The 25597-nt window shown below is 45.9% G+C and carries 15 protein-coding genes and 1 rRNA gene; 4 read left to right on the top strand and 12 right to left on the bottom strand.

Features of this window, described 5'->3' with window-relative positions:
• The first annotated feature begins 4 nt into the window (after window positions 1–4).
• Window positions 5–116, top strand: a 5S ribosomal RNA gene (rrf, locus tag IRJ16_RS22180).
• A gap of 418 nt (window positions 117–534) precedes the next feature.
• Here the strand turns inward: rrf and IRJ16_RS22175 are convergent.
• The 3 genes from IRJ16_RS22175 to IRJ16_RS22165 all read right to left on the bottom strand — a co-directional run bounded on the left by IRJ16_RS22175 (window position 535) and on the right by IRJ16_RS22165 (window position 6455).
• On the bottom strand, window positions 535–1980 hold the full coding sequence (locus IRJ16_RS22175) for a glycoside hydrolase family 26 protein (protein ID WP_194114070.1): 1446 nt from the start codon (window positions 1978–1980) through the stop codon (window positions 535–537).
• Window positions 1981–2238: 258 nt separating this feature from the next.
• Window positions 2239–5139, bottom strand: a complete 2901-nt coding sequence (locus IRJ16_RS22170; protein ID WP_194114069.1) for a glycosyltransferase family 2 protein — start codon at window positions 5137–5139, stop codon at window positions 2239–2241.
• On the bottom strand, window positions 5136–6455 hold the full coding sequence (locus IRJ16_RS22165; RefSeq protein WP_290246555.1) for a glycoside hydrolase family 2 TIM barrel-domain containing protein: 1320 nt from the start codon (window positions 6453–6455) through the stop codon (window positions 5136–5138). The genes IRJ16_RS22170 and IRJ16_RS22165 overlap by 4 nt, the downstream gene beginning before the upstream one ends.
• A 198-nt stretch (window positions 6456–6653) precedes the next feature.
• Between IRJ16_RS22165 and IRJ16_RS22160 the strand changes: the two genes are divergently transcribed.
• Window positions 6654–7463, top strand: a complete 810-nt coding sequence (locus IRJ16_RS22160; protein WP_194114068.1) for a 3-keto-disaccharide hydrolase — start codon at window positions 6654–6656, stop codon at window positions 7461–7463.
• A gap of 6 nt (window positions 7464–7469) precedes the next feature.
• Here IRJ16_RS22160 and ctlX read toward each other — a convergent pair whose 3' ends face one another.
• The 3 genes from ctlX to dcm all read right to left on the bottom strand — a co-directional run bounded on the left by ctlX (window position 7470) and on the right by dcm (window position 11210).
• Complete coding sequence (gene ctlX, locus IRJ16_RS22155) at window positions 7470–8381, bottom strand: citrulline utilization hydrolase CtlX (protein ID WP_194114067.1); 912 nt, start codon at window positions 8379–8381, stop codon at window positions 7470–7472.
• Window position 8382: 1 nt separating this feature from the next.
• Complete coding sequence (locus IRJ16_RS22150) at window positions 8383–9837, bottom strand: arginine deiminase family protein (protein WP_194114066.1); 1455 nt, start codon at window positions 9835–9837, stop codon at window positions 8383–8385.
• 92 nt (window positions 9838–9929) lie between these two features.
• A complete protein-coding gene (dcm, locus tag IRJ16_RS22145) occupies window positions 9930–11210 on the bottom strand; it encodes a DNA (cytosine-5-)-methyltransferase (RefSeq protein WP_194114065.1) in 1281 nt (426 codons plus the stop codon).
• A 225-nt stretch (window positions 11211–11435) separates the two neighbouring features.
• Here dcm and IRJ16_RS22140 point away from each other — a divergent pair, with 225 nt between their 5' ends.
• Entirely contained in the window at window positions 11436–12458 is a 1023-nt protein-coding gene (locus tag IRJ16_RS22140; RefSeq protein ID WP_194114064.1) for a hypothetical protein, read from the top strand.
• 60 nt (window positions 12459–12518) lie between these two features.
• On the opposite strand, the gene IRJ16_RS22135 is transcribed toward IRJ16_RS22140, so the two are convergent.
• From IRJ16_RS22135 to IRJ16_RS22110, 6 genes are all read right to left on the bottom strand, one after another.
• Window positions 12519–13412, bottom strand: a complete 894-nt coding sequence (locus IRJ16_RS22135; protein WP_228080414.1) for a glycoside hydrolase family 16 protein — start codon at window positions 13410–13412, stop codon at window positions 12519–12521.
• A gap of 118 nt (window positions 13413–13530) precedes the next feature.
• The gene (locus IRJ16_RS22130; protein ID WP_194114063.1) at window positions 13531–14571 is read right to left on the bottom strand and encodes a family 16 glycosylhydrolase; all 1041 of its coding nucleotides are present in this window, start codon (window positions 14569–14571) and stop codon (window positions 13531–13533) included.
• A gap of 8 nt (window positions 14572–14579) precedes the next feature.
• The gene (locus IRJ16_RS22125) at window positions 14580–15479 is read right to left on the bottom strand and encodes a PKD domain-containing protein (RefSeq protein WP_194114062.1); all 900 of its coding nucleotides are present in this window, start codon (window positions 15477–15479) and stop codon (window positions 14580–14582) included.
• A gap of 24 nt (window positions 15480–15503) precedes the next feature.
• Window positions 15504–17585 carry a PKD domain-containing protein gene (locus IRJ16_RS22120; RefSeq protein WP_194114061.1) on the bottom strand — a complete coding sequence of 694 codons (2082 nt, stop codon included), beginning with the start codon at window positions 17583–17585 and terminating at the stop codon, window positions 15504–15506.
• 31 nt (window positions 17586–17616) lie between these two features.
• The gene (locus IRJ16_RS22115; protein WP_194114060.1) at window positions 17617–19131 is read right to left on the bottom strand and encodes a RagB/SusD family nutrient uptake outer membrane protein; all 1515 of its coding nucleotides are present in this window, start codon (window positions 19129–19131) and stop codon (window positions 17617–17619) included.
• 18 nt (window positions 19132–19149) lie between these two features.
• The gene (locus IRJ16_RS22110; RefSeq protein WP_194114059.1) at window positions 19150–22269 is read right to left on the bottom strand and encodes a SusC/RagA family TonB-linked outer membrane protein; all 3120 of its coding nucleotides are present in this window, start codon (window positions 22267–22269) and stop codon (window positions 19150–19152) included.
• Between the two features lie 395 nt (window positions 22270–22664).
• On the opposite strand from IRJ16_RS22110, the gene IRJ16_RS22105 reads away from it, so the two are divergent.
• Window positions 22665–25592: a ligand-binding sensor domain-containing protein gene (locus IRJ16_RS22105; protein WP_194114058.1), complete on the top strand. Its 2928-nt coding sequence runs from the start codon at window positions 22665–22667 to the stop codon at window positions 25590–25592.
• Window positions 25593–25597: the final 5 nt, after the last annotated feature.

Below are 25597 nucleotides of genomic sequence, written 5' to 3'. Positions count from 1 at the left end.
AAATTCAGGTGCCTATATCGGCGGTGTCCACCTCTTCCCATTCCGAACAGAGAAGTTAAGCCCGCCAGAGCCGATGGTACTGCAGTAAAATGTGGGAGAGTAGGTCGGTGCCAAACCTTATCGTCTAATAAGACGTTAAACCAAAGCCCCTTTACGTAAGTAGAGGGGCTTTTTTTGTGGAGTAACTTCTTTTCTGAATACCACCGGCAACTCACCTTAACCCGGGGACAGTGGATATATGCCATATCTTAAAGCTCAAGGTCATCGAGTTAAGAGAACCTCAGGGAGGTTAAAGCTTTGTAGAATTTCAAGTACGATCGATGAAAAGCGCCATAGGTGCTGAAGCTAAGTTGTGCACCTACGACGAACGGTTAAGTTTGACTATTTTTCCTACGAAGCTTTTGCACCCTACCGGTGCATAAGCTACATCGAAAATTCCTTAACTTAATGACTTTTTCGTATGGCCTGAAGGTGTGTCTGATCAGTATGGGCTAACGGCGTTATTACAGGGATCTTGTGTGTACAGCCTTTATTTTATCGAGAATTATCGTCATTCACTGCTTTTATGAACTTTTGCATGGACGCCTTTGAGATAGCCCAGTTTGGCGCTTTTATTTTACCCCATGCTGCGGGATTGTCTACTTGGTTAAAATAACTTATTCCAAAAATATGGCGGTTTTCTTTTATAGTTACTGACGCACCTGCTAACCAGGCATCCTGATATGTTTGTGGTCCTTTTACACCAAATTCGGTTATGAACAATGGCTTATCTAAAAAACGCATACGATAGTATTTTCTGTAAAATGCGCTTTTAAAAGATTCCTGTAGATTTGGATCGGTGATATTTTTATCTGGTAGGCCGTAAATAGCAATGCTGATATAATCAACAACATCGTCTCCCGGCCAAAAGTCTACCGAGCCCCGGTCGCCCGCAGGGCCCCAAACTTTTTTTACATTTTTAGGAGTTCCGCCATCGAACAGCATAAAATACCTGAAGGCTTTAATATAGGATACTGGATCCCGACTTTGCCAAGGGTACCGGTGTATGGGTATTTCCATCTCGTGCATCCATCGTAAATAAACCACCCGCTCAGTGGTACCGATTATTCTAAATAGGTTTTTAATAACGTTATTATAACGGCCGTTTAAAATACTTTTAGTGACATCTGTATCTGATATGTTAGAGGTATCTCTCCAAGGCTCAACTGTCAAAATAACATCGTGTCCCCGCTTTGTAATGGCGTCGAATTTTTTTTTGAACAGCCCTTTTTGCAATTCACCTATGTCAGTAAAAATATGTTCCACATTGATTCCGGGTAGATCTGTCAATTTTTCGTCGGGGTCATAAACCCCAATATGAAGTCTGGCCCGAACAGGTTTGATCGCTTCGGTATCGGCATAGAGCTTTGCGCTATATACCATCTCCGAATTGTCGCGCATGTAAGCTGTTTGCTCATTAAGCAAGTTATTGGTTATCAGCTTTTTGTCAAATCTATCAGAAGTAAGGACAAGAATAGGTTTATTTATATATCGCATCCGATGCAATTTGGAACGTAAAAGCGCCTTGATGTCTTTTTGTATCGGATAATTTTTTGCTATAAATTCTGATCTGCTCCCGAGTGTTATAGATACCATGTCTACATATTGGTTTCCTGGCCAATATTCTGTATCGCCGGGATAACCGGTAGGCCCCCATATAACAACTGTTTGTGGTGCGATCTTCTTGATACGTTTCGCTACATGATCAAATGCCCGGCGATACAATTGCGCTGATCGGAACTGCCAAGGGTAATTTTGGACGGGCACCTCCATATCAGGGTTCCAGCGTAGATAAACGCGGTGCTTTGCGAAGGTGATATTGCGGCCAAGATCATCAATATTACGGTCGAATTTGCCTGACAAGGTTGCTTCTAAAACGTTATCCGATGATAGCCCTTTTAGCCAGGTCTCAACTGTCAGTAATACGTCACCCTTATTCATAGCGATCTTTAGTTGGCTATCATTGGACCATAGGGCGGTATTTTTCCAAATAAGGGTGTAATGATCGCAGGTTTTTTTAGCCCAACTAAAATCATCGGTCTTAAAAAAGACCCCCGATACACACTCATCTGTACGTTCATAACAGTCATTGATCAGGTATCGTTTTGCCGCGGCTTTAATGATCCAAAGCGATGAGGTCAGAACGATAAATATCACCCCGGCTACCAGATATTTTCTTTTAACAGATACCATGGTTCATTAGTTGATAAGTGGTGTGTTTAGTGTGGTAAGATCACTGGTGCTATTATTTTTATCGTTAAAGGCAACAAGATAGAGCCTGAAGTATTGATGGTCGCTCGGGATGGTCACTTCTGTTTTTGTGCCCGAACCTATTTTTTTCATGCTCAACGCGTTACCCCACTGGTCGGTACGGACCATATACCAATCAAAAGTTAGCCCTTTTTCTTCGGGTTTGGTAAGGTCCCATTTATTTTGTCTGAAAATTAAAGCCGCATATGTCAGTTTGGATCCTATATCAGTTGTAACGGCGGGTCTTAATATTTTGATGGCAGGCACGTCATGATCTGGTACGTGGCCTTTCCATATCCTGCTTATGGATGCAAAAAAGGGTTTAATGCGGCCCCATTTGTCTTTTAAACCATCAAATGCGACAGTTGATGCCGCTTCCTGGTCTTGCCAATTAGCGTAAAAGATACCGCCTGCAGGATATTGGCCATTTTCGAATACGGTAGGGTATGCGCTGGAAAAAAAATATGGTACATCCAGAACTTTATTAAGTATTTGGACCGATGCACTGTTGGGCAGTATTAAGCCGAAAGCATTTATCGCCGGAATTTGTTGATGAAAAAGGGTTACCGTTGCCGTTAAGCTTGTGCAAGAAAGGGCGTCCACGGTGATCGTCCGCCGGGGGTCGGATGTTTTTATCTTTTGTACCAGTTGCTTTAACCATGCTACATACAACGATCTGGCCTTGACCAGATCGCTTCCACTGTAATATTTATCAAGCAACTGAAAAGGATAATTGCCGATATTCCAGGAGGTGATCTCCTGACTGTCTTTTAGTTTTTCTACGGTTTCTAAAATTGCCGAAGATAGATCTGTCCATTTGTCGCTTTCTGTTAGGAAAGTTTTTGGATCCGGCATCCAAAAACTATAATGCACTTTTATGCTGTTAGTTCGTGCGGCTTCAAGTATCGAATTGTCGTAAACGTTGGGGCCATAAATTTTGATCGTATTTATACCAGCGTTGCGTACTTCATTAATATCTTTTAAAATGATCTTTTTAGTAAGCGGGTAGGTGTTTTTGTACCAAAAACTGCCTTTACTGTATATAACTCCTTTAGTGGAAAGAAACGCGTTAGGGTTAAGTGATCTTATTGCCAAAGAGGCCGCGGGTACAGCCTCATTCAGCTTTGTTTTTACATCTAACGGATATCCATTTGCAAGTTCGTATTGTTTATTATACAAAGGGTAGTCGTAAGCTGTGCCGGTGTTATCCATAGAAAAGTAAATACAAACGCAGATGGTAAGCACAGTTAACATTAAGCTTAACGACCTTACCCCCGAGTAAAGCTTTCTCCGAAATATCCAAAATCGCCCTTTTAACTCTTTTATTAACGCCTGTAAACCATTTAAATAAGTTAGTTTGCGTGCTATTCGCCTTAACTTAAATTGCTCTGCCGCAAGGATCATAAAGGTCATGAACAAACAATTCAACCCCGCCATCCCGGCCATTAAGAAAGTAAAAGGGTTCCGATCGTTGATGAGCCCATACCAAATAGCACTTACAGATAATACTAAAACTATCACATTTGGCAAATTGATCTTAAGATTCTTTTCTTCGCTTAGATCTTTAGGCGTGGGGATGTATGGTACGTTTTTACGGATAAGTGTGTAAATAAAGCCTGTGATGAATACCCACCAGGTGCCGATAAGCAACAGGCCCCCAATGACATGAAAGCCACGTTCTTGCTCATCCATTACCCAACGTTGCACATAATGCCGTACTAATATCACTGAGGTTATAAAAGGTGTACTAATGATCACAAACTGCGAGAAATCCATCTTTAATGGATATACACTCGCCAACAATGAAACTATCGGTATCAGAAAATTGAAAAGGAAAACAAAACCCGACATATAGAAAAGAGGCATAAGCCCGTAATGTAACTTTTGCCTAAGATCGAACTTGTTAAAAAGTTTGATGTATGATGTCAGCATAAGTTCGAACACGCCCCGAGACCATTTTAATTGTTGTTTAAAATATGCACTCATGGTAGCTGGTACCAAGCCGTGTGTAACCACTGCCGGCACGTATACCGAACGCCACCCTTTGGCATGCAGCTGCATTGCGGTATGCATATCTTCTGCCAGGCCGGCCGCATGCCCACCTATAGAATCGAGTGCTGAACGTCTGAATGTGCAATTTGCGCCAATGGCCTGTACGGTACCGTAACTGTTCATACACATCATCATAGGTCCGTAAAATTGGTAAGTTTGCTGCGAAGCGCCTTTGGCCACCCAACCAGTGTTTTGGTTATGATACGCTTGAACGATCTGAACAAAACCAACCCCGAGGTCATCAAAATGACCAACGATCGGGTCTAACATATTGGGCTGTGGTCGATGATCCGGATCTAAGATCACACATAATTCACCCGAAGATGATCGTAGTGCGTTATTGATATTGCCTGCCTTGGCATCGATCTTTACCTGGCGGGTAATATGCACTATACCTAATTTTTCGCACACACCTTTTAAATAAGCGTCATCAGCTTCGTCGCACAAAAATGTTTTATGTGGGTAAGTGATTGCTTGGATAGCTGTTAGGGTATCCACGATCATATCATATGGTTCGCCCGCGCAGAAAGTTGTAAAAATATCTACCGAATAATTTTTTGACGTATTGGGTAGCTCCGGTACCTTGATAGACCAATAATGATACCATTCGAAAATTATTTTAAATAAAGTAAATACGAAGGTGCTTATCAGCAGGAAGTAAAGCGGTTTATAGCCAACTACCGATCTGCGTAATAGGCTGTATAAAAAAAACATCATACACCCTGCGCCTATCAAGATCATTGCTCTGATAATGCGCCGCTGCCATGGCGTAGGTCCTTTGATCAGTTGGCTGGTCATGGATTGTCAACCACATAAAATGGTGTGTTCGCAGTAGCGACATATCCTGTGTTATCGTAAACATAAACGAATAGCCGATACGGTCCTTCATTTACAGGTGCGGAAAATTTTACCGATGTTGACCGATCATTTAACAATGATCCTTTAATTGGTTTTTGAGGTTTTTCATTAAAGATATTGTTAGGTTTATACCAGTCTTCTTTCATCAGCTCCCAATGGTAGCTGTAAAGGGCGGTGTCTTTATCGCTCATTAATATGCGTGCCGACGAAAGTTGCCGGGGCGAAAGTAAGATGTTATCGTTACCGCCCTTACCGTCAAGTAACATGTATTTTATAGCAGGCGGATGTTTTGCAGGTGGCTTGCCGGTCCATATTTGTTGCATGATATCTACAGATGATGTCTTATGTCCATTCCGGTCAAACAGACTGAACCATGTAGGTGTCAACTCTTGTTTCTGCCCCCAATAAAAGATCATCGAGCCTAAAAAGCGCGGGTCAGTTACGGGCATATACTTTCGGTAAGTATCAAGTATCTGTTCGGCTTTTTTTTCGCTGGTATTCTCAACATACGCACCCCACGCGTTTTGCGAATCGCTTACCCAAGGGCCTTCTATTCCCCACTCAGTTATCAAATACGGGCCTGACCAAAACCATTTAATACGCTCAAGATCTGCTTTCAATGTCTTAATGGAGCCAAAAATGTTAAAGGAGATAAAGTCTATATTGGTGCGCGATCTGATGTTAACGATGTTTTTCTGTTGGAACGACATCAGCGTGGTGGTCACCGGATGGCCGGGGTCATTGCGGTGAATGTCATCTACCAATTGGTTAAATGCGTTATAGAATTTATTGAAAGTGGGTTTGTATGGAAATGGTAGCTCGTTACCCAGGCACCAGCATAGCAAAGCCGGATGGTTTTTATAACGATTAACCGTTGCCATTATATGTTTATGCCCTTTGCTAACAAGGTTTTTGTTATTATAAAAAAGATCCATGTTTTGGTTAGACGGCATCGGCAATCCTACTATAACCCCTAACCCATAAACTTGTGCCGAATCTAAAATGTGTTGCAGCTTTGTTGTATCCCATACCCTTATGGTGTTGCCGCCGGCGGCTTTTAACTCTTTAAGGTGGGTAAAGCCCGCCCCTCCTTTAATTATGAAGGGTTTGCCATTACGGTAGAACTGGTACCGTCCACGGTCTGAATTGATATAGACCTTAGCTTGGCCTTTAGGTGAAGGATGTCGGTCTGAACACTTACTGAAAAATAAGAGTAAAAAGAAAGGATAGAATATGACATATAAAAATTTCCTCACAGTGGGTAGAAGAATGAGTGTCCAGGTAGTTTTTCTGACTAAAATTAGCCTTTTATTTGGTATTTCAGCGTAAATATTTAACCAAAAGTTTCAAACTTATGTGTGTTTCAGAAGGGGGTGGCCTCTTTTTTGTGTTTAGCGCGTGTTAATTTGACTGCTTTAACTTAACTTGCTGGGATCACTCAGCTTAATGTCATCATGAAAAGATCTTTTTTTTCCTTAATTTCCATATGTTTTCTTGCTATCGGGTGTAGCGGTACCAGGTCCGTTGTATACGATAATAGTCCTGATAAAGGCTGGAAACAACTCTTCAATGGTAAAGACACTAAGGGTTGGACGGTCAAGATCAATCATCATGAGACGGGCGATAACTTCGGTAATACTTTCCGTGTAGAGGACGGCATCATCAAGATCAGGTACGATCAGTATGGAATGTTCAATGATCAGTTCGGTCATCTGTACTATGATACGCCATATTCGTACTTCCATCTTAAATTTGAGTATCGTTTTGTTGGCGAGTTGCAAAAGGGTGCTCCAGATTATACGCTTCGTAATAGCGGAATAATGTTTCACTCGCAAGATCCAAGGACGATGCTGAAGAATCAGGATTGGCCGATATCTATCGAAATGCAGCTATTAGGAGGCCTTAGCGATGGCAAAAGTCGCTCGACCGGTAACATGTGTTCGCCTGGGACAGATGTAGTTTATAAAGGTCGTGTATCGCCCGATCATTGTATCAATTCAATATCCAAGACTTACGATGGCGATCAGTGGGTTAAAGGCGAGCTGATCGTTCAGGGTAGTAAACTGATCACGCATATCATCAATGGCGATACGGTACTGCAATATTCAAAGCCGACCATCGGTGGTGGTGTGGCAACTGGTTATGACCTCAAATACAAGGTTGACGGTAAGTTATTAAGCGCTGGCTTTATCGCCCTGCAAAGTGAGGGCCAGCCGGTAGATTTTAGAAATATCTACATTAAGCAATTACCCGGAAAAGAATAGGGTAGTTTATATTGCAGGTAAGCAAATTTCGGCCATCATGCAACGGGCACTTCCGCCACCATTAATTTCGATAGTTTGGAGCGACGAGTGGACGATCTTTGCATATCGTTGTAATGTATTGATCTGGTCGTTATTTAGCGATGAGTAGGCTTGCTCAGACATGATCAATACCTTTTTGCCATCCTTATTGGTCAGTTCTAACATGTTCCCGGCAAAGAATCGTAACTGCGCCTGGCTGATCTCTATAACTTCTTTGCCGCTTTGTTGTAGCTTTGTGCTTACTGCTTTGCGTTGCTGCTCATCAGTTATTGTATCCAAGCAGATCACCGCAAAGCTTTCTGCAATGCACATAAGCACATTGGTATGATAGATGCGTGTGCCCTGCTCATCAAAGGAATTAAAGGTTACAGCGGAGTAACCGGAACGTCTGCAAAACTCATCCACTACGATTTGGTCGGTGCGCGGTGAAAGGCAAGCGTAAGCGATCTTGTTTAGCCTGTCAAACACCATACTGCCCGTGCCTTCTAAAAATAGATCCTGATCTTCAAATTTGGTCAGATCTTCGATATTATCTATTTCATAACGATCCGCAAGGATATTAATGACATCTTTCGTGCGGCGTTCGTCGCGACGGTTCGGGGCTTGCATTGGGTAGATAAAAATGCTGCCATCTTCGTGAAAGGATATCCAGTTGTTCGGAAAGATCGAGTCAGGTGTATGCGGACTTGGGGTGTCATCCATCACAATAACGTTGATACCTTCGGCGCGTAGCTTTTCTACAAAGTTATCGAACTCGGCCAAGGCGTTCTGCTGTACATCTGTGGCCGCATCTTTGCGCTGAAAAGCATTGCTCTCGGCGGTCTGCTCATTATACCCGAAATTGACCGGGCGTATCATCAATATGGTAGATGGTTGCATATTATTTATCGATGGTTTCGCGGCATAAAGGCATACTCATACAATGGAACCCGCCGCGCGCTCTTGATAATTCTGCTGAGGGCATCAAGATCAGGGTATCTTTCATCGACTGCGGATCCGTCTCACCTTGTTCTATCTGCAGTAGAAGGTCGGCAACGGATATCGTTTTAAAACCATTCTTTTCAAAAGCGGCCGCTGTCTTGTCATTACGATCATAACCGATCACCACACCCTCTTGTAAGGCTAACAGATTACAAGAGTCCGTCCATTGCTCGCGAGCATCATAAGGGAACTCCTTGTCGCCCGAATAAATGAACCTTGTTGGTTCCTCACTTTTAAATTCATTCCGGCTAATATCATCCAGTAAGGCTTCCAGATTTACAAAACGTTTAGGTTGATAACCTTTGTCAATATTGAACTGTACGATCTCGACCGTCTTACTTGGTTTTTGCTGACTAAAATAGTTACCTGTCGTGGCGGTCTCCGGGTCAAATTGTGGCATCGATAAGCTACCTAATAGCACCCACACGTTCCGTTTAACTTGTGTAAAAATGGTGTCGATATGCATAAAATCCCGCTTGGTAGGGATCTTGATCACCGTAGCTTTTTTGACCAGTTTCTTATCGAATAGGGTACGAATGATCGCATTTGCACCAGCTACCGATGTTCGCTCGCTAACGCCGATCAGCACATGTTCTTCGCTGATCATCATAATGTCGCCACCCTCAAGTGTTGTTCGCTCTTCGTTACCTTCTCCGGGTTTTAAGAAATGCTGTGGGGTATCCGGTATTTCGATGATGTTATTACGATAGGCCTTAAACAACGGATGGTTAAAGAAAACATAACGCATCAGCAAGGTCTCACGTGCACGTGCGGGTTTGGCCGGTTTGCTGATCAGTAAGTGATCTTTTATAGCAATACCCACATCGCGCGAAAAGATAAAGTTAGGGATAGGGGCAAAGATCAGGTCATGGTCATCCATGGAGCCTGATATCAAGATCTTGGCCAGTTCTACCGGCTCTGTATTGATCAGTGTTTCTTGCAAACTGTAAGTGCAGTTCTCCATCGCGCAAACGGATGCTACCAGTTTTTCGCGAATGTTGTTATCCTCCAAAATGTCGGATAACAGTGTTTGCATTTCTATCACTTTGGCAGATGCATGAAAGCCCGCATTATCCGGTTTAAAGAAATTACGTTTATGTTCGGGCGATGATATTTCATCAAGGCGGCCATTAATGCGTTCAGGATCCAGGAAATACATCAACAGTTTCACATACAGGTCGTACTCGTTCTTACGCACGCTATCCAGATGGATGATATCCTCAAAAAGCCAGTCCTGCGCTTTTGACGGCACTACTTTACCAATACCACTATCGGGGCTATGGATAAGTAAACAGCGCAAGCGCCCTATCTCCGAACGTACGTCGATATGGAGGTTATTCCCGGTCAATACCATCTTTTTTTAGTTAAGTTGATGGGTAAAATTAAGAGTTATATCTTAATTGATGATGAGGGAACAGTTAAGAAGATGTTGTGTTTTACAGATGATCAACGTTTGCTGATCGCGGTCAACAATTGCTGACCAACCTTTTCTATAATGCCCACCACTAAGGCGTTACCCATAAAAAAAGCACGCTTTACCGGCGACGCACCGGCTGTATGGTTATCTGGAAACATATTCAATCGCTCCAATTCAACAGGACTAAGTCTACGATGGCGGCCATCTTTGGTAGTCACCACGTGCTTAAAACGGGATGGCGATGCGCCGCCTTCGCCCGTGATGATGGTGCGCGAAGGTTGGTCTAACGGGTCGGGGAATACCATGCCGCCCTCGTTGTATTTATATTCGAAGCCGAGTGTTTTATTAACGCGCATTTCGTTTTTGGCGCCTTTAAGATACAGCCATCGCGATAGCATGGCTTCATCAACGTAAAGGTTGCTGTCTACGTCAGTCTCATCCAACAGAACGTCTTTTAACACGGTACGCATGCCGCTAAAGCTCGACGATAATTTTAAAGTTGTAACCTCGCGATCTATCATGATCCCGGCATTTTCAAATGGACTGGCAGACTTAAATTGGTCATTGGTATCCTCCGAGATATCTGCCAGGTCTCCCTTGATGTGGAAGTTACCCAAATTGATCAGGTCGTCATTGACAGGTAATGCCCTTGCCAACACACCGTCGTATAAAATGATATCATCTTTTCTTGAAGATACAGCGGTTTGATACAATGCTGAGCTTTTATGATAACCCAACAAGAACACCCGGCGACGGCGTTGCGGAAAGCCATAGTCGGCGGCATTGATCACGCGCCATTCTACCGCATAACCCAGGTCGGATAACGAAGCTAAAATGATCGCAAAGTCGCGACCGCGTTGTTTAACGGGAGATTTAAGCAGGCGGTCTACATTCTCTAAGAAGAGATATTTTACAGGCTTGTCAGCGTCGCTTTTTTCTTTCAGGATGCGGTGGATCTCCCACCAAAGTACGCCCTTTTTGCCATTCAATCCACCCGACTTATTCAGCGTACGCGCCACCGAGTAATCTTGGCAAGGGAAACCACCAACCAGCATATCGTGGTCAGGGATCTCGTCGGCTGTTACTTTGGCTATGTCTTTATTTGCATGGCCGATGCTGCCGAAGCGTTGTTCGTAAACGTTTGATGCCGCCTGGGTTTTGGTAGATGGTTCCCATTGGTTGCTCCAAACTACCCGGTAGCCGCTTTTTAGGTCGGTTGTGTAACCGCTGGTAGCCGACTTGCCCTGCCATCCCTCTAATCCCAATCTAAAACCGCCTACACCGGCAAATAATTCAGCAACTTTTATCACTTCGTTTTACGTGGCTTGTTATCAGCCCGGGCTAATTTAGCAAACAGAAACAGTATGATCAAGCGATCGGGCATATTTCTGCTTTGGTATTTGCTAACAAAGCCTTCACGTACTTTCGATGTTGGTTTATAATCGCTTCATTTGCAACACTACACCATCAATATGAATGTCAGGAAAACACATCGGGTATTTTTAATGGCGATTGCACTTTCATTTTTTTTCGGTATGGCCTCCCTTGCTCAAGCACCCGCGTCCCGCTGGATACAACCCAACACTGCCAACGGGTCAAAGATCTGGGGTATCCGGGGCGGGATCGGTTTTAGTATTTGGCCTAACGGCGTAGAGACCGGCGACAAAGACGATGGCGGCCCACGTGGACTGATCAGAGTCGGACGCGAGGTGAATGGTAAGTTTTACCTCATCAATTTTATAGCCATTGAGCCTATTGTTGATGGTCGGATCGAGTTCAGCGAGATATCACCTTCTACCGTTGATGACCGTTGGGGAAAACTTTTTTGGACAAGCGATAGCCAAGCTGCCGACGCTTACAACCCCAATTTAGCAAAAGGCGTGATATCGCACCCTGATCCGGCCAAACCAGAGGTGGAGCAGCTAACGCTTTACCTGTTTATGGAGCAGTTCCTGCATAAGGCTAACCCTTACTTAAAGATCAGCATCCGTAGCGATAGACCCGACGAACTTTGCCTGGAGATATTTAACAAACCCAACAGCGCCAAAATGGATCGTTGTGCGCTGACGGCTACCATGGGCAATTATTCCCGCTTGCGACAGCTGCATTTAAATGATGAGGTTGTCGACTCCCGTAAATTATACAACGATTACAAGGGTATCGACTTTATAGAGAAGCAAAGTTATCCTGCCGATAAGTTTTTAAAAACAGTTGACGGTAGCCTTATCGCTATCGCTACACCAAATGAATCGTCAGCAGAGTTGGCATCATGGCCCAACACTAAAGCTTATGCTGATAGGGCAGGGTGGCGCTACCGTGTGCCCATTAAACTGACCCAATACTGGCGCAAGGATGCTGGTAATTATGATCCGTCTTTGGAGTTACGTGTGAATGGCCGCGCGAAATATTGGGCAGTTGCCAGCCGTGATCCCAATGCATACGTAGATATCCCCGGCGGACCGGCATTTGAAAATTTTGAGTTGCGGGAGAAGTACTCCTCTGGACAGAAATTCTATTTCGGTATTACTACCAAGTCGGCAGAGGAGTTGCTAAAATAACAAAATAACAAAGCCGGACCTCGCGCCCGGCTTTTGTTCTGTTATGTTAAAAATTAATACTTACTTGTTTTGAGTTACCCGCACCCAGTCTACCAGCATTTTGGCTTTGCCGGTCTTGATCAGATCGAGCGTTGTTGTTGGCATGCCGTTGTACGGGCCTTTTACCCCATTCAACTTAATAGGGTAGGCGCCACCTAAGGCGTAGTTAAGGATCATGTATTTCTCGTTGTCAAAAGCCCATTTACCGTAATGTTGGGCCATGGTCTTATTCACGCGGAAGATCAGTTTCCCGTCGTACTTAAAGTTTAGCTCGGTCGGCGTCCAATCCACGGCGTAGGTATGCCATTGGGTCACGTCGTTGTTGGCGGGGAAGTACAGGCGGTCTACAAAAGGTGTTTCTCCGCTGTAGCCGGGGCCATGTACGGCCGCGCTTGCCCAATCCTTTTCGCCAACGTATTCCATAATGTCTATCTCGCCGGTGCCTGGCCATTCGCCTTTGCCCAGCATCCACCAGGCAGGCCACAGGCCGGCGCCTTCGGTCAGCTTAATGCGGGCCTCAAAAGTACCGTAGGTAAAATCGAATTTACCGCGGGTGTTGATCCTGCCCGATATAAAATCAAAGTGCTGACCGTCTTTGGTCACAAATCCTTTGGCGATCTTCGGGGTTAGTCGCAACGCCCCATTGGTCGCTCCGCCGGCTTCGGCGCCGTTAACGATAGCTATCGTGGCCGACGAATCTACATAGGCCTGTAACTCGTTGTTTACATGCATACCGGTCACCTCTACGTTCCATTTTTTGCGGTCGAGGGTTTTGCCGCTGAAGTCTTCAAAAAAGACCACTTTTTTGCCGGGCGCTACTTTAGTCTCGTCCCGATCGAACGAGTAAAGGCCTACGGCGATCGCCGGAACAAGCAAAGTGAGCAGGAAAACGGGTCTGTATTTTCGATGCATCATTGTTGTAAATGTTTAAGGTTTGTTGATACCTGTTCTTGTTCAGATAACCCAATATCATCCATTCGGCAGCATTAAAATTGCCGTTAGCAGAATGGATGATATGGGTATCCGTTGTGTTTTATTGATAATAGCGCACGTAATCAACTTCCATTACACCAGTAGTGAAATTAGGGTCGATAGTACCGCCAAGGGTACCGCCCATTGCCACGTTCAGTATCATAAAAAAGTTGGCATTGAACGGCTTGCCACTATCATTAGCCAGTGTTTGGTAAACTACGCCATCGACGGATATTTTTAGCGATGTAGCATCCCACTCCAACCCATAAGTATGGAAAGCTGTAGTAGACGTACTGACCGTGGTGCTTTTGGTCGGACCGTTACCTGCCGAGAAACCTGGGTAGTGGAACGTGCCCGATACCTTGTTCTTGTCCCAACCGGTCTGCTCCATGATATCTATCTCGCCGCAAGCAGGCCAACCCACATTAGCAAAGTTAGACCCCAACGACCAGATCGCAGGCCACGTACCCGCTTGTGTAGGTAGCTTGGCCCTGATCTCTATCTTGCCATACTTGTAGGTGAACTTACCTGCAGATATCAGCCTTGCCGATGTGTACATCGCCCCGCTAAAGTTCTCCTTTTTAGCGGTGATCTTCAGCGTTCCGTTAGATACAACGGCATTGTCGGTACGGTTGGTGTAGTATTGTACTTCGTTATTACCCCAGCCGCCGGCACCAGTATCGTAACCCCATTTGGTGGCATCAGGCGGACCGTCAACGTTAAATTCGTCGCTCCAGGTGATGGCCGAGGTGACAGCTATGGTCACCGATATCGACTTCGATATCAGCTTTCCCCCCATACTTTTAGCGATCACGTTCACCGAATAGGTACCCGCTTGCGGGTACCTATAAGTGACTATGCCTGATGGAACAGTTTGATACGTTCCGTTACCAAAATCGTACTCAAAAGTGGCGGCATTAGTGGCGCCTGCCGTAAAGGTAACGCTGCCGGTATTGTCGGCAGCGATGTTGGCCGATACGGTAAGATTGGTAGGGGCAATGTCGGTATCGGTGTTGCCACCGCCGCCATCGGCCGTACTTTTTTTGCAGGCGCTAAAAGCCGTTACCAATAAAACTAAAACTGATATGCGTAGATGTTTCATAATTTGAATTATGGTTTTACTTTGAATTTTTGGTACCACGACAAGCCATCGCTGCCAATGTTGCGCAAGTGGATGGTGGTTGCAGTAAGCGACAATATCTCGTAAGTACTACCGCCTGTACCAAACGCAACTAAGCCATTACCCGGAACAGTGAACTGCACACGGGTAGAGTTTGCCGATGTTGATGCCGATGTGGCATCCATAAAGGCCAGCTTACGTGGTGCCGACAGATCTAAGGTATAGCAACCGTCGCCGCCTGTTTTGCCGTAGAACGTTGTAGAACCACCTGTTAAGAACGATGTGCCTTTGTTATCGACTACCAAAGATATCGTACCGTCCGAATTTTTGGTGAAGGTCATCAGGTCATCGTATAAACAAGGGTCGCGCTGGTTCGGGTCAGCAGCGTAGTAAGATGGTGTGAACGCGTCAGCCGGACCAACACCTACATGACCAGGGGCCAGGTTGTCGGTGATCCATACTTTTGATGTACCACCGGTAAGGTTGCTCACAATGGCATCAGGGATGGTGTAAGCCACAAATACGGTAACCGTTTTACTGGTTACCGATGTAACGCCACCGGTACCAATAGCCGTAACTACAATGGTGTAAGTGAACGTGCCCGGGTTGTTGTACTTGTAATTGATCGTACCCGATGGTACGGTCTGCGTGGTGCCGTCGCCGAAATCTATCCGGTAGGTGATCACATTAGTGGCACTGGCAGTAATGGCCACGTTACCCGTGCCCGCGCCATTGGGGTTAGCTGCATTGACCCCGGCCACGGTAGCCGTTAAGCTTAAACCGCCCGGTGTTTTTAACTCGCCAAAGTTGTACTCGGCTTTTTTGCAACTGCTGATGCCCATGCCTGCAAACGCGATCAGTGCCGATATTGCTAATATTCTGAATTTCATTTTTTTGCTGTTTTAGGTTTGCAATTAAAGGGTGATATCATCAAACAACCAGGTGTAATTGGCTGTGCCATCGCCTTTGGTACCGTTGTCGCATATAACTACGATCTTTTGGTAGCTGTTGGTAGTATTGATACCGCTATAATCAAAAGTTAAAGTTTCCCAGGCATTGGCCACGGTAGCGGTTCCTTCTTTTTCAAAGCTGATGCCGCCGTTGGTCATGTTTTCTACTTTCAGCAGGAATTTAGCCCCTACACGTGGCGACCATACTTTTACTTTAAAGATCTTGCTGCCCGAAAAATCTATCGGAGCAGGCAATACGATCACGCCGCCGCCCCAGGTCTGTCCGTTGTTCTTTACCATTTTTGCAACTCTGGTGCTGGTATTGATGCCGTTGACCTGCGGATTGGCCACAATGCTAAGCGCACCGCCATCAAACTCGGCCAGGCTGAATACTAACGCGGTCGACTCAAAATCGAAAGGCAGACCCATCACGGTGTTAAAACCAGCCATTTTCAGGTCATCCCAATAGAATTTTTTACCACTACCGGTCACACCAAAATCAAAGAATACGGAGGCCTTATCATAAGTATAAGCCGCATTATAAGCCGGCGTACCCGATGATGTACTGTTAAAATCGAAGGTCAACGTTTCCCAGCCATTGGCAACGGTAGTCACAGCGTCGGTCTCGATAGAACGGGTGCCGTTGGTATGGTCTTCCAGTTTCAGCTTAACGGTGATCCCGGCCGCCGGAGCGTAAACCCTTAATGTCATTTTAGATGTAGCCGGGGTGATCGGCACTTTAGCTGAGAAACCTAAGCCTGCTGCCGCGCTAAGTGTGGTGCCCGACCATGTTTCGGCACCAGCCGGTTTGGTGGTCTGTTTTACTTTGTTGGCTGCGTTAGCTGGATCTGCAACAGTGACCGTGGCATTGTTACCAAAATCGGTAGTCGCGTAATCTACCGTAGCGTCATCAAAAGTTACCGGTAAGCTGATCTGTTTTAACGACGGGATAAATTTCAGGTCATCGGCATAAAACACTTTACCAGCACCTGCTGTACCAAAATCAAAGAAGACCGAAGCTTTGTCATAATTCCATGCCGGATTGAACGGTGTAGTTCCCGTAGCGTGGTTAGACAGGTCAAAATTCAGAGTCTCCCATGCGTTAGCTACCGTTGTTTTAGCATCGGCCTCAACAGCATGTGTTCCTTCAAGATGGTCTTCAAGTTTCAGTTTGATCGTTAGACCTGCGGCAGGAGAGTAAACCCTGATGCTCATCTTAGTTGCCCCGGTAGCCAGCGGGACCTTGGTAGCGAAGCCTGATGCTGTACCGAAAGTAGTACCAGCCCAGGTTTCTGCACCTTTGGTGATCTTCAATACTTTGTTAGCAGCATTCGTTGGGTCGGCCGCTACAACAGAGGCGTTGCCGCCAAAATCGCTGGTGGTCAGGTCAAAGTTCGGGTCATCGAAGGTAACAGGCAGGTCTATCTGTTTACCTACTTTGATCGACTGCGTGGTCTCGGTAGTAGCTTTACCGCCGCTTAGCGCGATAATGCGGACGTTATACGTGCCGGCACCAGGGTAGTTGTGCGTGATGGTCTGCCCTTCAAGGAAGGTTGCGAAACGCAACGGCGTTACGTTAAGTGAGTCACCAAAGTAAACGCGGAACATGGTCTCGTAAGTTGCTGACGCGCTTACGCTAAGCACAAGTCCGTTAGCACTTACCGTAGTTTTCAAATTCTCCGGCGCGCGGAATGATACCGTAAGCGGCTGGGTAAAGTCGGTGGTCTGGCCTGTCGGGCCTTTGGCGGTGATCTTTACCGTGTAGTTGCCTTCGGCATAGGTGTGCTGCACATTTTTACCTGCGGCAACCGTGGTTGGCTTGGTAGTGCCGTCGCCAAAATAAACATCGTAGTTTATGGCACCCTCACCTGCGGGGGTGATGGTTACCAGACCGGTATTATCCTGCGTAATGTTGAACAGCGTAGATATTTTGGCCGGTGCCGATACATTCTTGGCGAATGATATATCGTCGAACGTCTCTTTTTTACAGCCGGCCATTGCCGCTATCGCCAAAGAGGCTCCCAATAAATATTTTAATGATCTCATGATGTTGTGATCTGTGTTTAATGGTTAATAATTAATAGCCGGGATTTTGGGTCAAACCAGATATCAGTATCTCCTGATCGGGGATAGCAAATACTTCGTTCTTACCAGTTTTAAAGCCGGTCAGTTTGGTAGCCGCTTGGCCGGTGCGTACCAGATCAAAGAAGCGGTCGCCTTCCATAGCCAACTCTAAACGGCGCTCATCCCAAATAGCCTGGCGCAAAGCGGTGCCGGTAGCGGTGATGTTGTGCAAAGCATCGCCAAAAGCACGTGCACGTACCTGGTTAAGGTAGCCTTGTGCTTTGGTATCGTTTGCGGCAGTTGCACGGTTATTGGCTTCGGCAGCCATCAGCAATACATCAGCAAAGCGGATGATGCGCTGGTTGTTGGCATAATTCAACTCCACCTGGCCTGATGTTTCACCTTTGCGTGGCAAATATTTACCGTTGTAGAAGCCGGTGTTTTTGTAAGGCGCTACCTGATAGTTAAGACCAAAAGTTGGGTTAGCCGCAGCGTAAGCGGCCGGGTCGAACAAAGTCACATCCTTGCGCTTGTCGCCTGCGGCATACGCGGCAGCCAGGTTTGCAGATGGCAGGTTAGTGCTCCAGCCTGCTGCATAAGGCATAGCGGCGTTAGCACTGCTGATACCCCTTACACCATTTTGCTGAACGGCATAATTACCCTGACCGCGTGTGGCGCCACCCCAATTGTAGTATGGCGAACCGTTGGTGTATTGTATCTCGAACACCGATTCAGGGCCATTCTCACCTGCAAGCAAGAACATCGAACCATAATCCGCCACAAGCGAGAAGGCTCCTGAAGTGATGATACCTTCTAATACAGGTACGGCAGGGTCAAATTTACCTTGATAGATGTACACCTTAGCCAATAAAGCTTGTGCGGCATATTTGGTGATCTTACCTTTTTGCGCCTGAACGGCCGGTAAGACAGGGATAGCGGCGTTAAGATCGGCCTCTATCTGTTTGTAAACATCGGCCTTTGGCGAACGCTGGATCTTGCCAACATCGGCTAAGCCTAATCTTTTGTCGATGTACAAAGGCACATCGCCAAACATTTTCACCAGTTGAAAATAGTAATAGGCCCGTAAGAAGTAAACCTCGCCATACATGGCATCCTTACCGGCAAAGCTAATGGTCTCGCCTGCACGGTTCTTGTCTTTGTTCTGTGTTAAATAATTGGCACGGGCAACACCCTCGTAGGCACATTGCCAAAGGTCACTCATGGTTGAGTTTACCGGCGTGTTGGTGAATTCATCCACCTGTTGCAACGGTAATACGTCCGAGGCGCTTTCGCCGCCGGCCACAGAGTTATCCGAGGCTATATCGGCCACCACATACTCCTGGTTAAGCCATTGCAGGGGAGAGTATACGCTGACCGCCATGGTACGGTAATCGGTTTCGTTCTTCAGGTAATCCAGGTCGGTTATCTGGTAATCGTTGTGCGGATTGTACTCCACAAATTTTTTGCACGATGTAAGCGCCGCGATCAATGCCACTACGCTCAATGTCTTTATATATATCTTATTCATTTTGTTAGTGTTTGATGTTTACAACCTGATGTCAAGACCTGCGCTGATGAACCTTGGCTGCGGATAGTAACCACGATCTACGCCCGAATCCATGATGCCGCCTGATATCTCAGGGTCGAAACCGCTATACTTTGTAAATACGAAAGCGTTTTTGACCTGGCCGTATAAACGGATGCTCTTAAATACATTTTTGGTCCACGATGCCGGGAAGGTGTAACCTAACTGTACGTTCTTGATCTTTACAAAGCTGGCATCCTCTACATATCTGTCAGACACGCGGATGTTACTGTTAGGGTCAGTGAACGAATAACGAGGCAAAGTTGCATCATTAGTAGTACCCGGACCGGTCCAACGGCCAAGCACACTACGGAATTTGTTATTGAAGTTGGCGTTGCGCTCAAAAGCACGGTAAGCATCATTACCTACAGATGCATAGGTGAACACGTTCAGGTCAAAGTTTTTGTAGTTCAGTGTCAGGTTCCAGCCTAAGGTGAAGTTAGGGAACGGATCACCGATCTGGGTCTGGTCTGCCGCGTCTATCTTACCATCGCCATTTACGTCAACAAAACGGATGTCGCCCGGTTGTGCGCCTGCCTGTGTTGGTGCCGAAGCGATCTCGGCCGGGGTTTGGAATAAGCCCTGTGTTTTGTAACCGTAGAAATAACCCGGTGTGTAACCTTTCTCAAAAACGGTAACTGATTGCGATTGGCCGTTAAAGTAGCCGCCGCCGGTCACCCTTGCGGTGTTGTCGGAGTTGGTTGCTGTTACTACGTTTTTGGCTGCTGTGAACGTGAAGTTGTTGGCCATATTGAACGCGCCTATCTTTTCGCGGTAGCCCAGTGTGATATCAAAACCACTGGTTTTGGTAGATCCGATGTTGGCTGTAGGCGACGGCACGGTGCCGGCTATCAGCGGTAACCTTGACGGGAACAGCAAGCCTCCTACACGTTTTTCAAAATAGTCGGCATTTAAAGTGAACCTGTCATTAAAGAAGTTCATGTCAAAACCAACGTTCATTTGTTTTTGCTCTTCCCAACCTAATAGCGGGTTAGCTAATGATCCTAAGGTAGAACCTGATACAAAAACGTTATTAAAGTTATAGCCATTGCTGTTAGCGGTAGGGCCGTAATCAGGACCACCGGTGGCAATGCGGAAGTATTGCGGCCTTGTTTGATCGTTACCGCTTGTGCCGTAGCTACCGCGGATCTTTAAATACTCTACAAAACCTGGTTTAAAGAATTGTTCGCTGCTTACTACCCAACCTAAAGATCCTGATACGAAATCGGCAAATTTTCTGTCGGTACCAAAATTGCTCGATCCATCTCTACGTGCGGATACCGAAGCCAGGTACCTGCCTTTGTAATCGTAATTGACACGGCCAAAGTAAGATATCCCCTGACTGTAGTAGCGATAGTATGAACCTGTCTGCGCGTTAGTATTAGTTGCCGTGTTAACACCGGTAGCCGCCGAGAAATCGGCAAACTCGTAAGAGTTATAAGGCACATCCTGCCTGCCGGCCGACGAACCGTTGCCACTGCTACGCCTCATAGAAAAACCTAAAACGGTCTCGAAAGTATGATCCTCTTTTATTTTAAAATCGTAGTTGGCGTAGTTTTCCCAAGTGTAGTTGAAATTGCTGTTCTTAGTATGGTTTACGCTGTTGTGTGCGCCTACCACAGCATTACCATCTGCACCCATAGTGTTGTCTACGTTGTTAGGACCGTAGAAAACCAGCGGTGTAAAGCCCTTGCCAACATCGTCATATTTGGTGTAACCAAAGCGGCTGGTAGCTTTAAGACCCTTGATGATCTCGTACTGCATCTCAAATTTACCATACAGCTTATTGCCGTTGTTTGTATTGTAGGTATTGTCCAGGCGGGTAAGCGGGTTAAATACCTCCGACAGGATATTGGTACTGAAACCATATTTACCCGGAGTACCGGCAACGTTGTTCAATACCGCAACGGTCGGGTCAAAGTTTAAGGCGTTACCAAGTACGCTATTAAAAGAGTTCTCTTGCACGCCTTGGCTCATCAGGATCGCGTCGGTCGCGTTCACAATGAATTTCAACTTCGATGTCAGGTCAAAATTTAAGTTGGCCGTGAAGTTACCGCGGTTGAAGTTAGATTTATCTGTACCGCCAACAATACCGCCTTGCCTTACAAAGCCGGCCGATAAAAAGTACTGCATTTTATCGCTGCCGCCTGTTGCGGATAGGTTATGCGTTTGCATGTTAGCATTTTGGAATACCTGATCTTGCCAATTAGTGCCCACACCCAGGGTAGACAGGTTAGGGAAGATCACGTTTCCGCCCGAGGTTACGCTACCTTCGTTAATAATGGCCGCGTATTCGGTAGCGTTCAGTACACCCACTTTGTGGATCACTTGCTGCACGCCAAAATTGCTGTTCCCCGATAATTCAACCTTACCGTTCTTACGGCCCGATTTGGTGGTTACCATGATCACGCCGTTACCACCCGCTATACCGTAAATGGCCGTAGTGGCCGCGTCTTTTAATACGTTGATAGATTCGATATCCTGCGGGTTCAGTGCGTTAAGGTCGTTAATAGACTGGATCGAACCGTCTATCACTACCGCCGGACCACTGCCTGAGTAAGAAGGGATACCACGTACCAATACAGTAGGGGCAGCACCCGGCGATCCGGCCTGGATAACCGTAACACCCGATGCACGGCCTTGCAAGGCTTCCTCGGTACGTACCGGGTTAAGCATTTTAATATCGGCAGATCTTACGGTAGATATCGCGCCCGATACTTTGGTCACTTTTTGCGTGCCGTAGCCCATTACTACAACCTCGTTAAGTTTGCTGGCCGCGCTTTCATCCAGCGCGAAGTTTAAAGTAGCTGTCCCGTCATATGTTTTTTCTAAAGTTTTCATTCCGATGAACGATACTACAATAGTAACGCCCTTTTGCTGTGCCGGCAGCGAATAAACACCGTTGGCATCTGTTAAAGCGCCTGCGCCTGTTCCTTTTACAGAAACCGATGCGCCTGGCAGTGGGTCGCCGTTGTTGCTTTGGGTGACTTTACCTGTAAGCCGGCCATTTTGCGCATAGGCCTGGCTAAAAATGCTGATCAGCAAAGCCATGCCTAAACAAAACTTGAGTTTTAATTGCATAGAAATTGTTTTTTAGGTTATAATTTGGTTCGATGCCGTAATGATGACGGCGGGGCACCGGGTCTGGGTGCTATTGATGTAGTACTACGTTATTATTTAAGGTGGTTGCCGCATGATCATTTCTGGTGATCTGTCGACGAGCCGTGTACCCTTTGGCCCATCCAATAAATGGGGTACGATAAAGCTTAGTGTATCCATACAAGCTAATTGTTTTCGGTAAATAGTGCCGGAGGTGGCGGTTTATAATGATCCAAATGTAGGTGCAAGTACATCAACAAACGAATTTTTTACTACATCACTACTACTACAACCCCTAAAAATCTTTAGATGTGTTTGAATAGCTGTTTATGTTTGATACTTTTAAAAAATGTTGCGACCAACAGCATAAACCTAACATGTTTACACGTATTTTTCTATTTATCGCGATGCTTGGCAGCATGGGTGAAGCACTTGCTCAACACTACATCGGCCAACACGAAACTGTTAACTTTTCTAAGAAACAGTACAACGGCGGCACCCAGAACTGGAAGATCAGGCAGGATGCGCAGGGGCGCGTGTACTTTGCCAATAACGAAGGTGTCTTAGTGTTTGATGGCGCTGCCTGGCAGATCTATCCACTGCCTAACAAGACCATCGTATGGTCGATAGAATTTGGTAAGGATAAAAAGCTTTATGCCGGCGGACAAGATGAAATGGGTTACTTCTGTCCGGATGATAAAGGCTCGCTGAAATTCACCTCATTAAAGAGTTTATTACCGGCATCCGACCAAAAATTTTCGGATCTGTGGGATATCGTCAGCTTGGGCGACGATGTGTTCTTCAGATCCCGTAGTAAGATATTTCGCTATCGCGATAAAAAGATGACGGTATATCCCGCACCATCGGCTTGGTCGTACATGGGTGCTTGCAACGGACAGCTCATAGGTCAAGACGAAAAAAAAGGAGTGCTGACCTTTGTTAATGGCAAATGGCAGGCTTTTATTGACGATGCCAAACTACCCCTCGGATTTTACTTGAGCGGGTTATTGCCCATTGGTAAGGATAGTATTTGGATCAGCACAGTAAAGAACGGGAATTTTATTTATGCGAGCGGTCAATTAACCCCTTGTCCACTGACCGGTATGGGGGTGGACAACAGACAGCATTTCTTAAATCCATTACTCTTGAGCAACGGTAATATCCTCATCAGCACGTACACGGACGGCGTTTACCAGGTGAGTAAAAGCGGACGTGTGATCGAGAATATCTCTAAGAATGAAGGCCTGCAAAACAGCAATATCCGATGCGCTTTTTTAGATACGGATAAGAACATTTGGCTGGGGTTGGATAACGGCATTACGTTGGTTACGTACAACAACGCCATCAAGCACATCAACCCGCCGCTCTTTAAGGATGGTGGGGGCTTTTCGCTTACCAAGTATAACAATAGCCTCTACTTCGCCTTATCCAACGGGATCTACCAATTGCCATTGCAAAATATAAACGACCTGAGTTACAACCCCGATAACTTTAAACAGGTTGCGGAAGGCTTGTCATGGCATTTATCGGTGGTCAATAACAAACTATTAGCCGGGCGCGATGATGGCCTTTACAATGTCATCGATGGGCATTTAGCACCATTGGCAAAGAATACGGGCTTTTGGATATTTGAACCATTGCTCAATACCCCAGGTTCATCACTGATCGCGGCCGGTAACTATGACGGCATAAGATTGTTTGATCAAAACGGCAACGACTTTACGGATAAGGGCAGTATCGGCAAATTCCGCGAGTCATCCCGCTTCCTGGGTATCGATGACAGGAATACGATGTGGGCATCGCACCCGTATAGGGGCATCTATCGCCTAAGCTTGAATAGTAGTGATGCCAAACTTTATACCCAAGCGCAAGGGCTGCCATCAGCTTTGGATAATTTCATCTTTAAGATCCGGAATAGGGTAGTGGCGGCTACTCAAAAGGGTGTTTACGAGTTCAATTACAGTAAAGATAGATTTGAGCCGTCTATCGAGTTCGGCAATCTATTCGGCGATAAAGGTTTGCGTTATTTGAAAGAAGACCCTGACGGCAACATCTGGTTTGTGGAGGGTAAAAGTTTGGGTGTGGTGGACCTGTCCGGTCCCAAACCTAATACGATCTACTTTCCCGAATTGACCGGCAGGGTATTGAGTGGTTTCGAAAATGTATACCCCATTAACGAGCAGAATATCTTTGTGGGTAGCGAGAATGGCTACTATCACATCAATTACGCGCGTTACAAGCAAAATATCCGCCCGATCAATGTCTACATCCGTAAGGTGAAGGCTATCGCTGATAACACCGACAGTCTGTTATTCGGTGGCTATATTAAAGCTTCTGAAGCTAACGCCAAACAAGTGGCAGCCAACAGGCCCAGCCTGAGCTATTTGTGGAATTCGGTGCATTTTGAATACTCGTCCCCGGTTTTTGAGGAGCGGCCTAATGTGACCTATAGTTACTTTTTGGAAGGCTTTGATAAGTCGTGGTCGGAGTGGACGCGCAAGGCCGAGAAGGATTATACCAACCTTGCCGCCGGTACATACACGTTTAAGGTGAAAGCCCGCAATCATCAAAACCACGAATCGGCGGTGTATAGCTATACGTTCAAAATAGATCCGCCTTGGTATCAAACTATCTGGGCTTATTTGGTTTACCTGGTGATCATCGCTTATATGCTTTACTTTTTTTATAAACGTCAGGAGCAGAGACATATCCGTCATCGTGAGCAAGAGTTGCGTTTGCAACAGGAGAAAAACGAAGAGTTACAACGCGAGATAGCCTATCAACATCAACTGGAACTGGAACGGTCTGAAAAAGAACTGGTAAAACTGCGTAACGAGAAACTGGAGAGCGAGATAGAATATCAGAATACCGAACTGGCCAGCAACGCCATGACACTGGTGCAGAAAAAGGAATTTATCCTGAAGGTAAAGGACGAATTGCAAAAGCTACAAAAGGCCGGCAAGGAAGGCATTGATACCACCGAGATCAAAAAGATACTCAGATTGTTATCCGAAGAGAAGAAAGTGAACGAGGAGTGGGAGCAGTTCTCTGTCCACTTCAACAAGGTCCACGCCGATTTCCTGACGGTGATGAAAGATCGTTACCCGAATATCAATCAGCAGGAGTTGAAATTGTGCGCCTATCTGATCATGAACTTATCAAGTAAGGAGATAGCGCAGTTACTGGCCATATCTGTACGAGGGGTCGAGATCAGCCGCTACCGTTTGCGTAAAAAGCTACAGATCCCAACCGAGGTGAACCTGTTCGAGTTCCTGTTCAATATCCAACGCGAGGTAGCTAAATAGTGTCC

Origin of the sequence: Mucilaginibacter myungsuensis, from assembly GCF_015222005.1 — a bacterium.
Taxonomy (GTDB): domain Bacteria; phylum Bacteroidota; class Bacteroidia; order Sphingobacteriales; family Sphingobacteriaceae; genus Mucilaginibacter; species Mucilaginibacter myungsuensis.
This window is presented reverse-complemented; position numbering and strand designations above follow the sequence as displayed.

What these genes read in the sequence shown, in the direction of transcription:
- IRJ16_RS22105 (WP_194114058.1), top strand. Translation starts at nt 22,665, where the DNA reads ATGTTTACACGTATTTTTCTATTTATCGCGATGCTTGGCAGCATGGGT.
- ctlX (WP_194114067.1), bottom strand. Translation starts at nt 8,381, where the DNA reads ATGCAACCATCTACCATATTGATGATACGCCCGGTCAATTTCGGGTAT.
- IRJ16_RS22135 (WP_228080414.1), bottom strand. Translation starts at nt 13,412, where the DNA reads ATGATGCATCGAAAATACAGACCCGTTTTCCTGCTCACTTTGCTTGTT.
- IRJ16_RS22115 (WP_194114060.1), bottom strand. Translation starts at nt 19,131, where the DNA reads ATGAATAAGATATATATAAAGACATTGAGCGTAGTGGCATTGATCGCG.
- IRJ16_RS22150 (WP_194114066.1), bottom strand. Translation starts at nt 9,837, where the DNA reads ATGGTATTGACCGGGAATAACCTCCATATCGACGTACGTTCGGAGATA.
- IRJ16_RS22175 (WP_194114070.1), bottom strand. Translation starts at nt 1,980, where the DNA reads ATGAATAAGGGTGACGTATTACTGACAGTTGAGACCTGGCTAAAAGGG.
- IRJ16_RS22140 (WP_194114064.1), top strand. Translation starts at nt 11,436, where the DNA reads ATGGCCTCCCTTGCTCAAGCACCCGCGTCCCGCTGGATACAACCCAAC.
- IRJ16_RS22125 (WP_194114062.1), bottom strand. Translation starts at nt 15,479, where the DNA reads ATGAAATTCAGAATATTAGCAATATCGGCACTGATCGCGTTTGCAGGC.
- IRJ16_RS22130 (WP_194114063.1), bottom strand. Translation starts at nt 14,571, where the DNA reads ATGAAACATCTACGCATATCAGTTTTAGTTTTATTGGTAACGGCTTTT.
- IRJ16_RS22110 (WP_194114059.1), bottom strand. Translation starts at nt 22,269, where the DNA reads ATGCAATTAAAACTCAAGTTTTGTTTAGGCATGGCTTTGCTGATCAGC.
- IRJ16_RS22120 (WP_194114061.1), bottom strand. Translation starts at nt 17,585, where the DNA reads ATGAGATCATTAAAATATTTATTGGGAGCCTCTTTGGCGATAGCGGCA.
- IRJ16_RS22160 (WP_194114068.1), top strand. Translation starts at nt 6,654, where the DNA reads ATGAAAAGATCTTTTTTTTCCTTAATTTCCATATGTTTTCTTGCTATC.
- IRJ16_RS22170 (WP_194114069.1), bottom strand. Translation starts at nt 5,139, where the DNA reads ATGACCAGCCAACTGATCAAAGGACCTACGCCATGGCAGCGGCGCATT.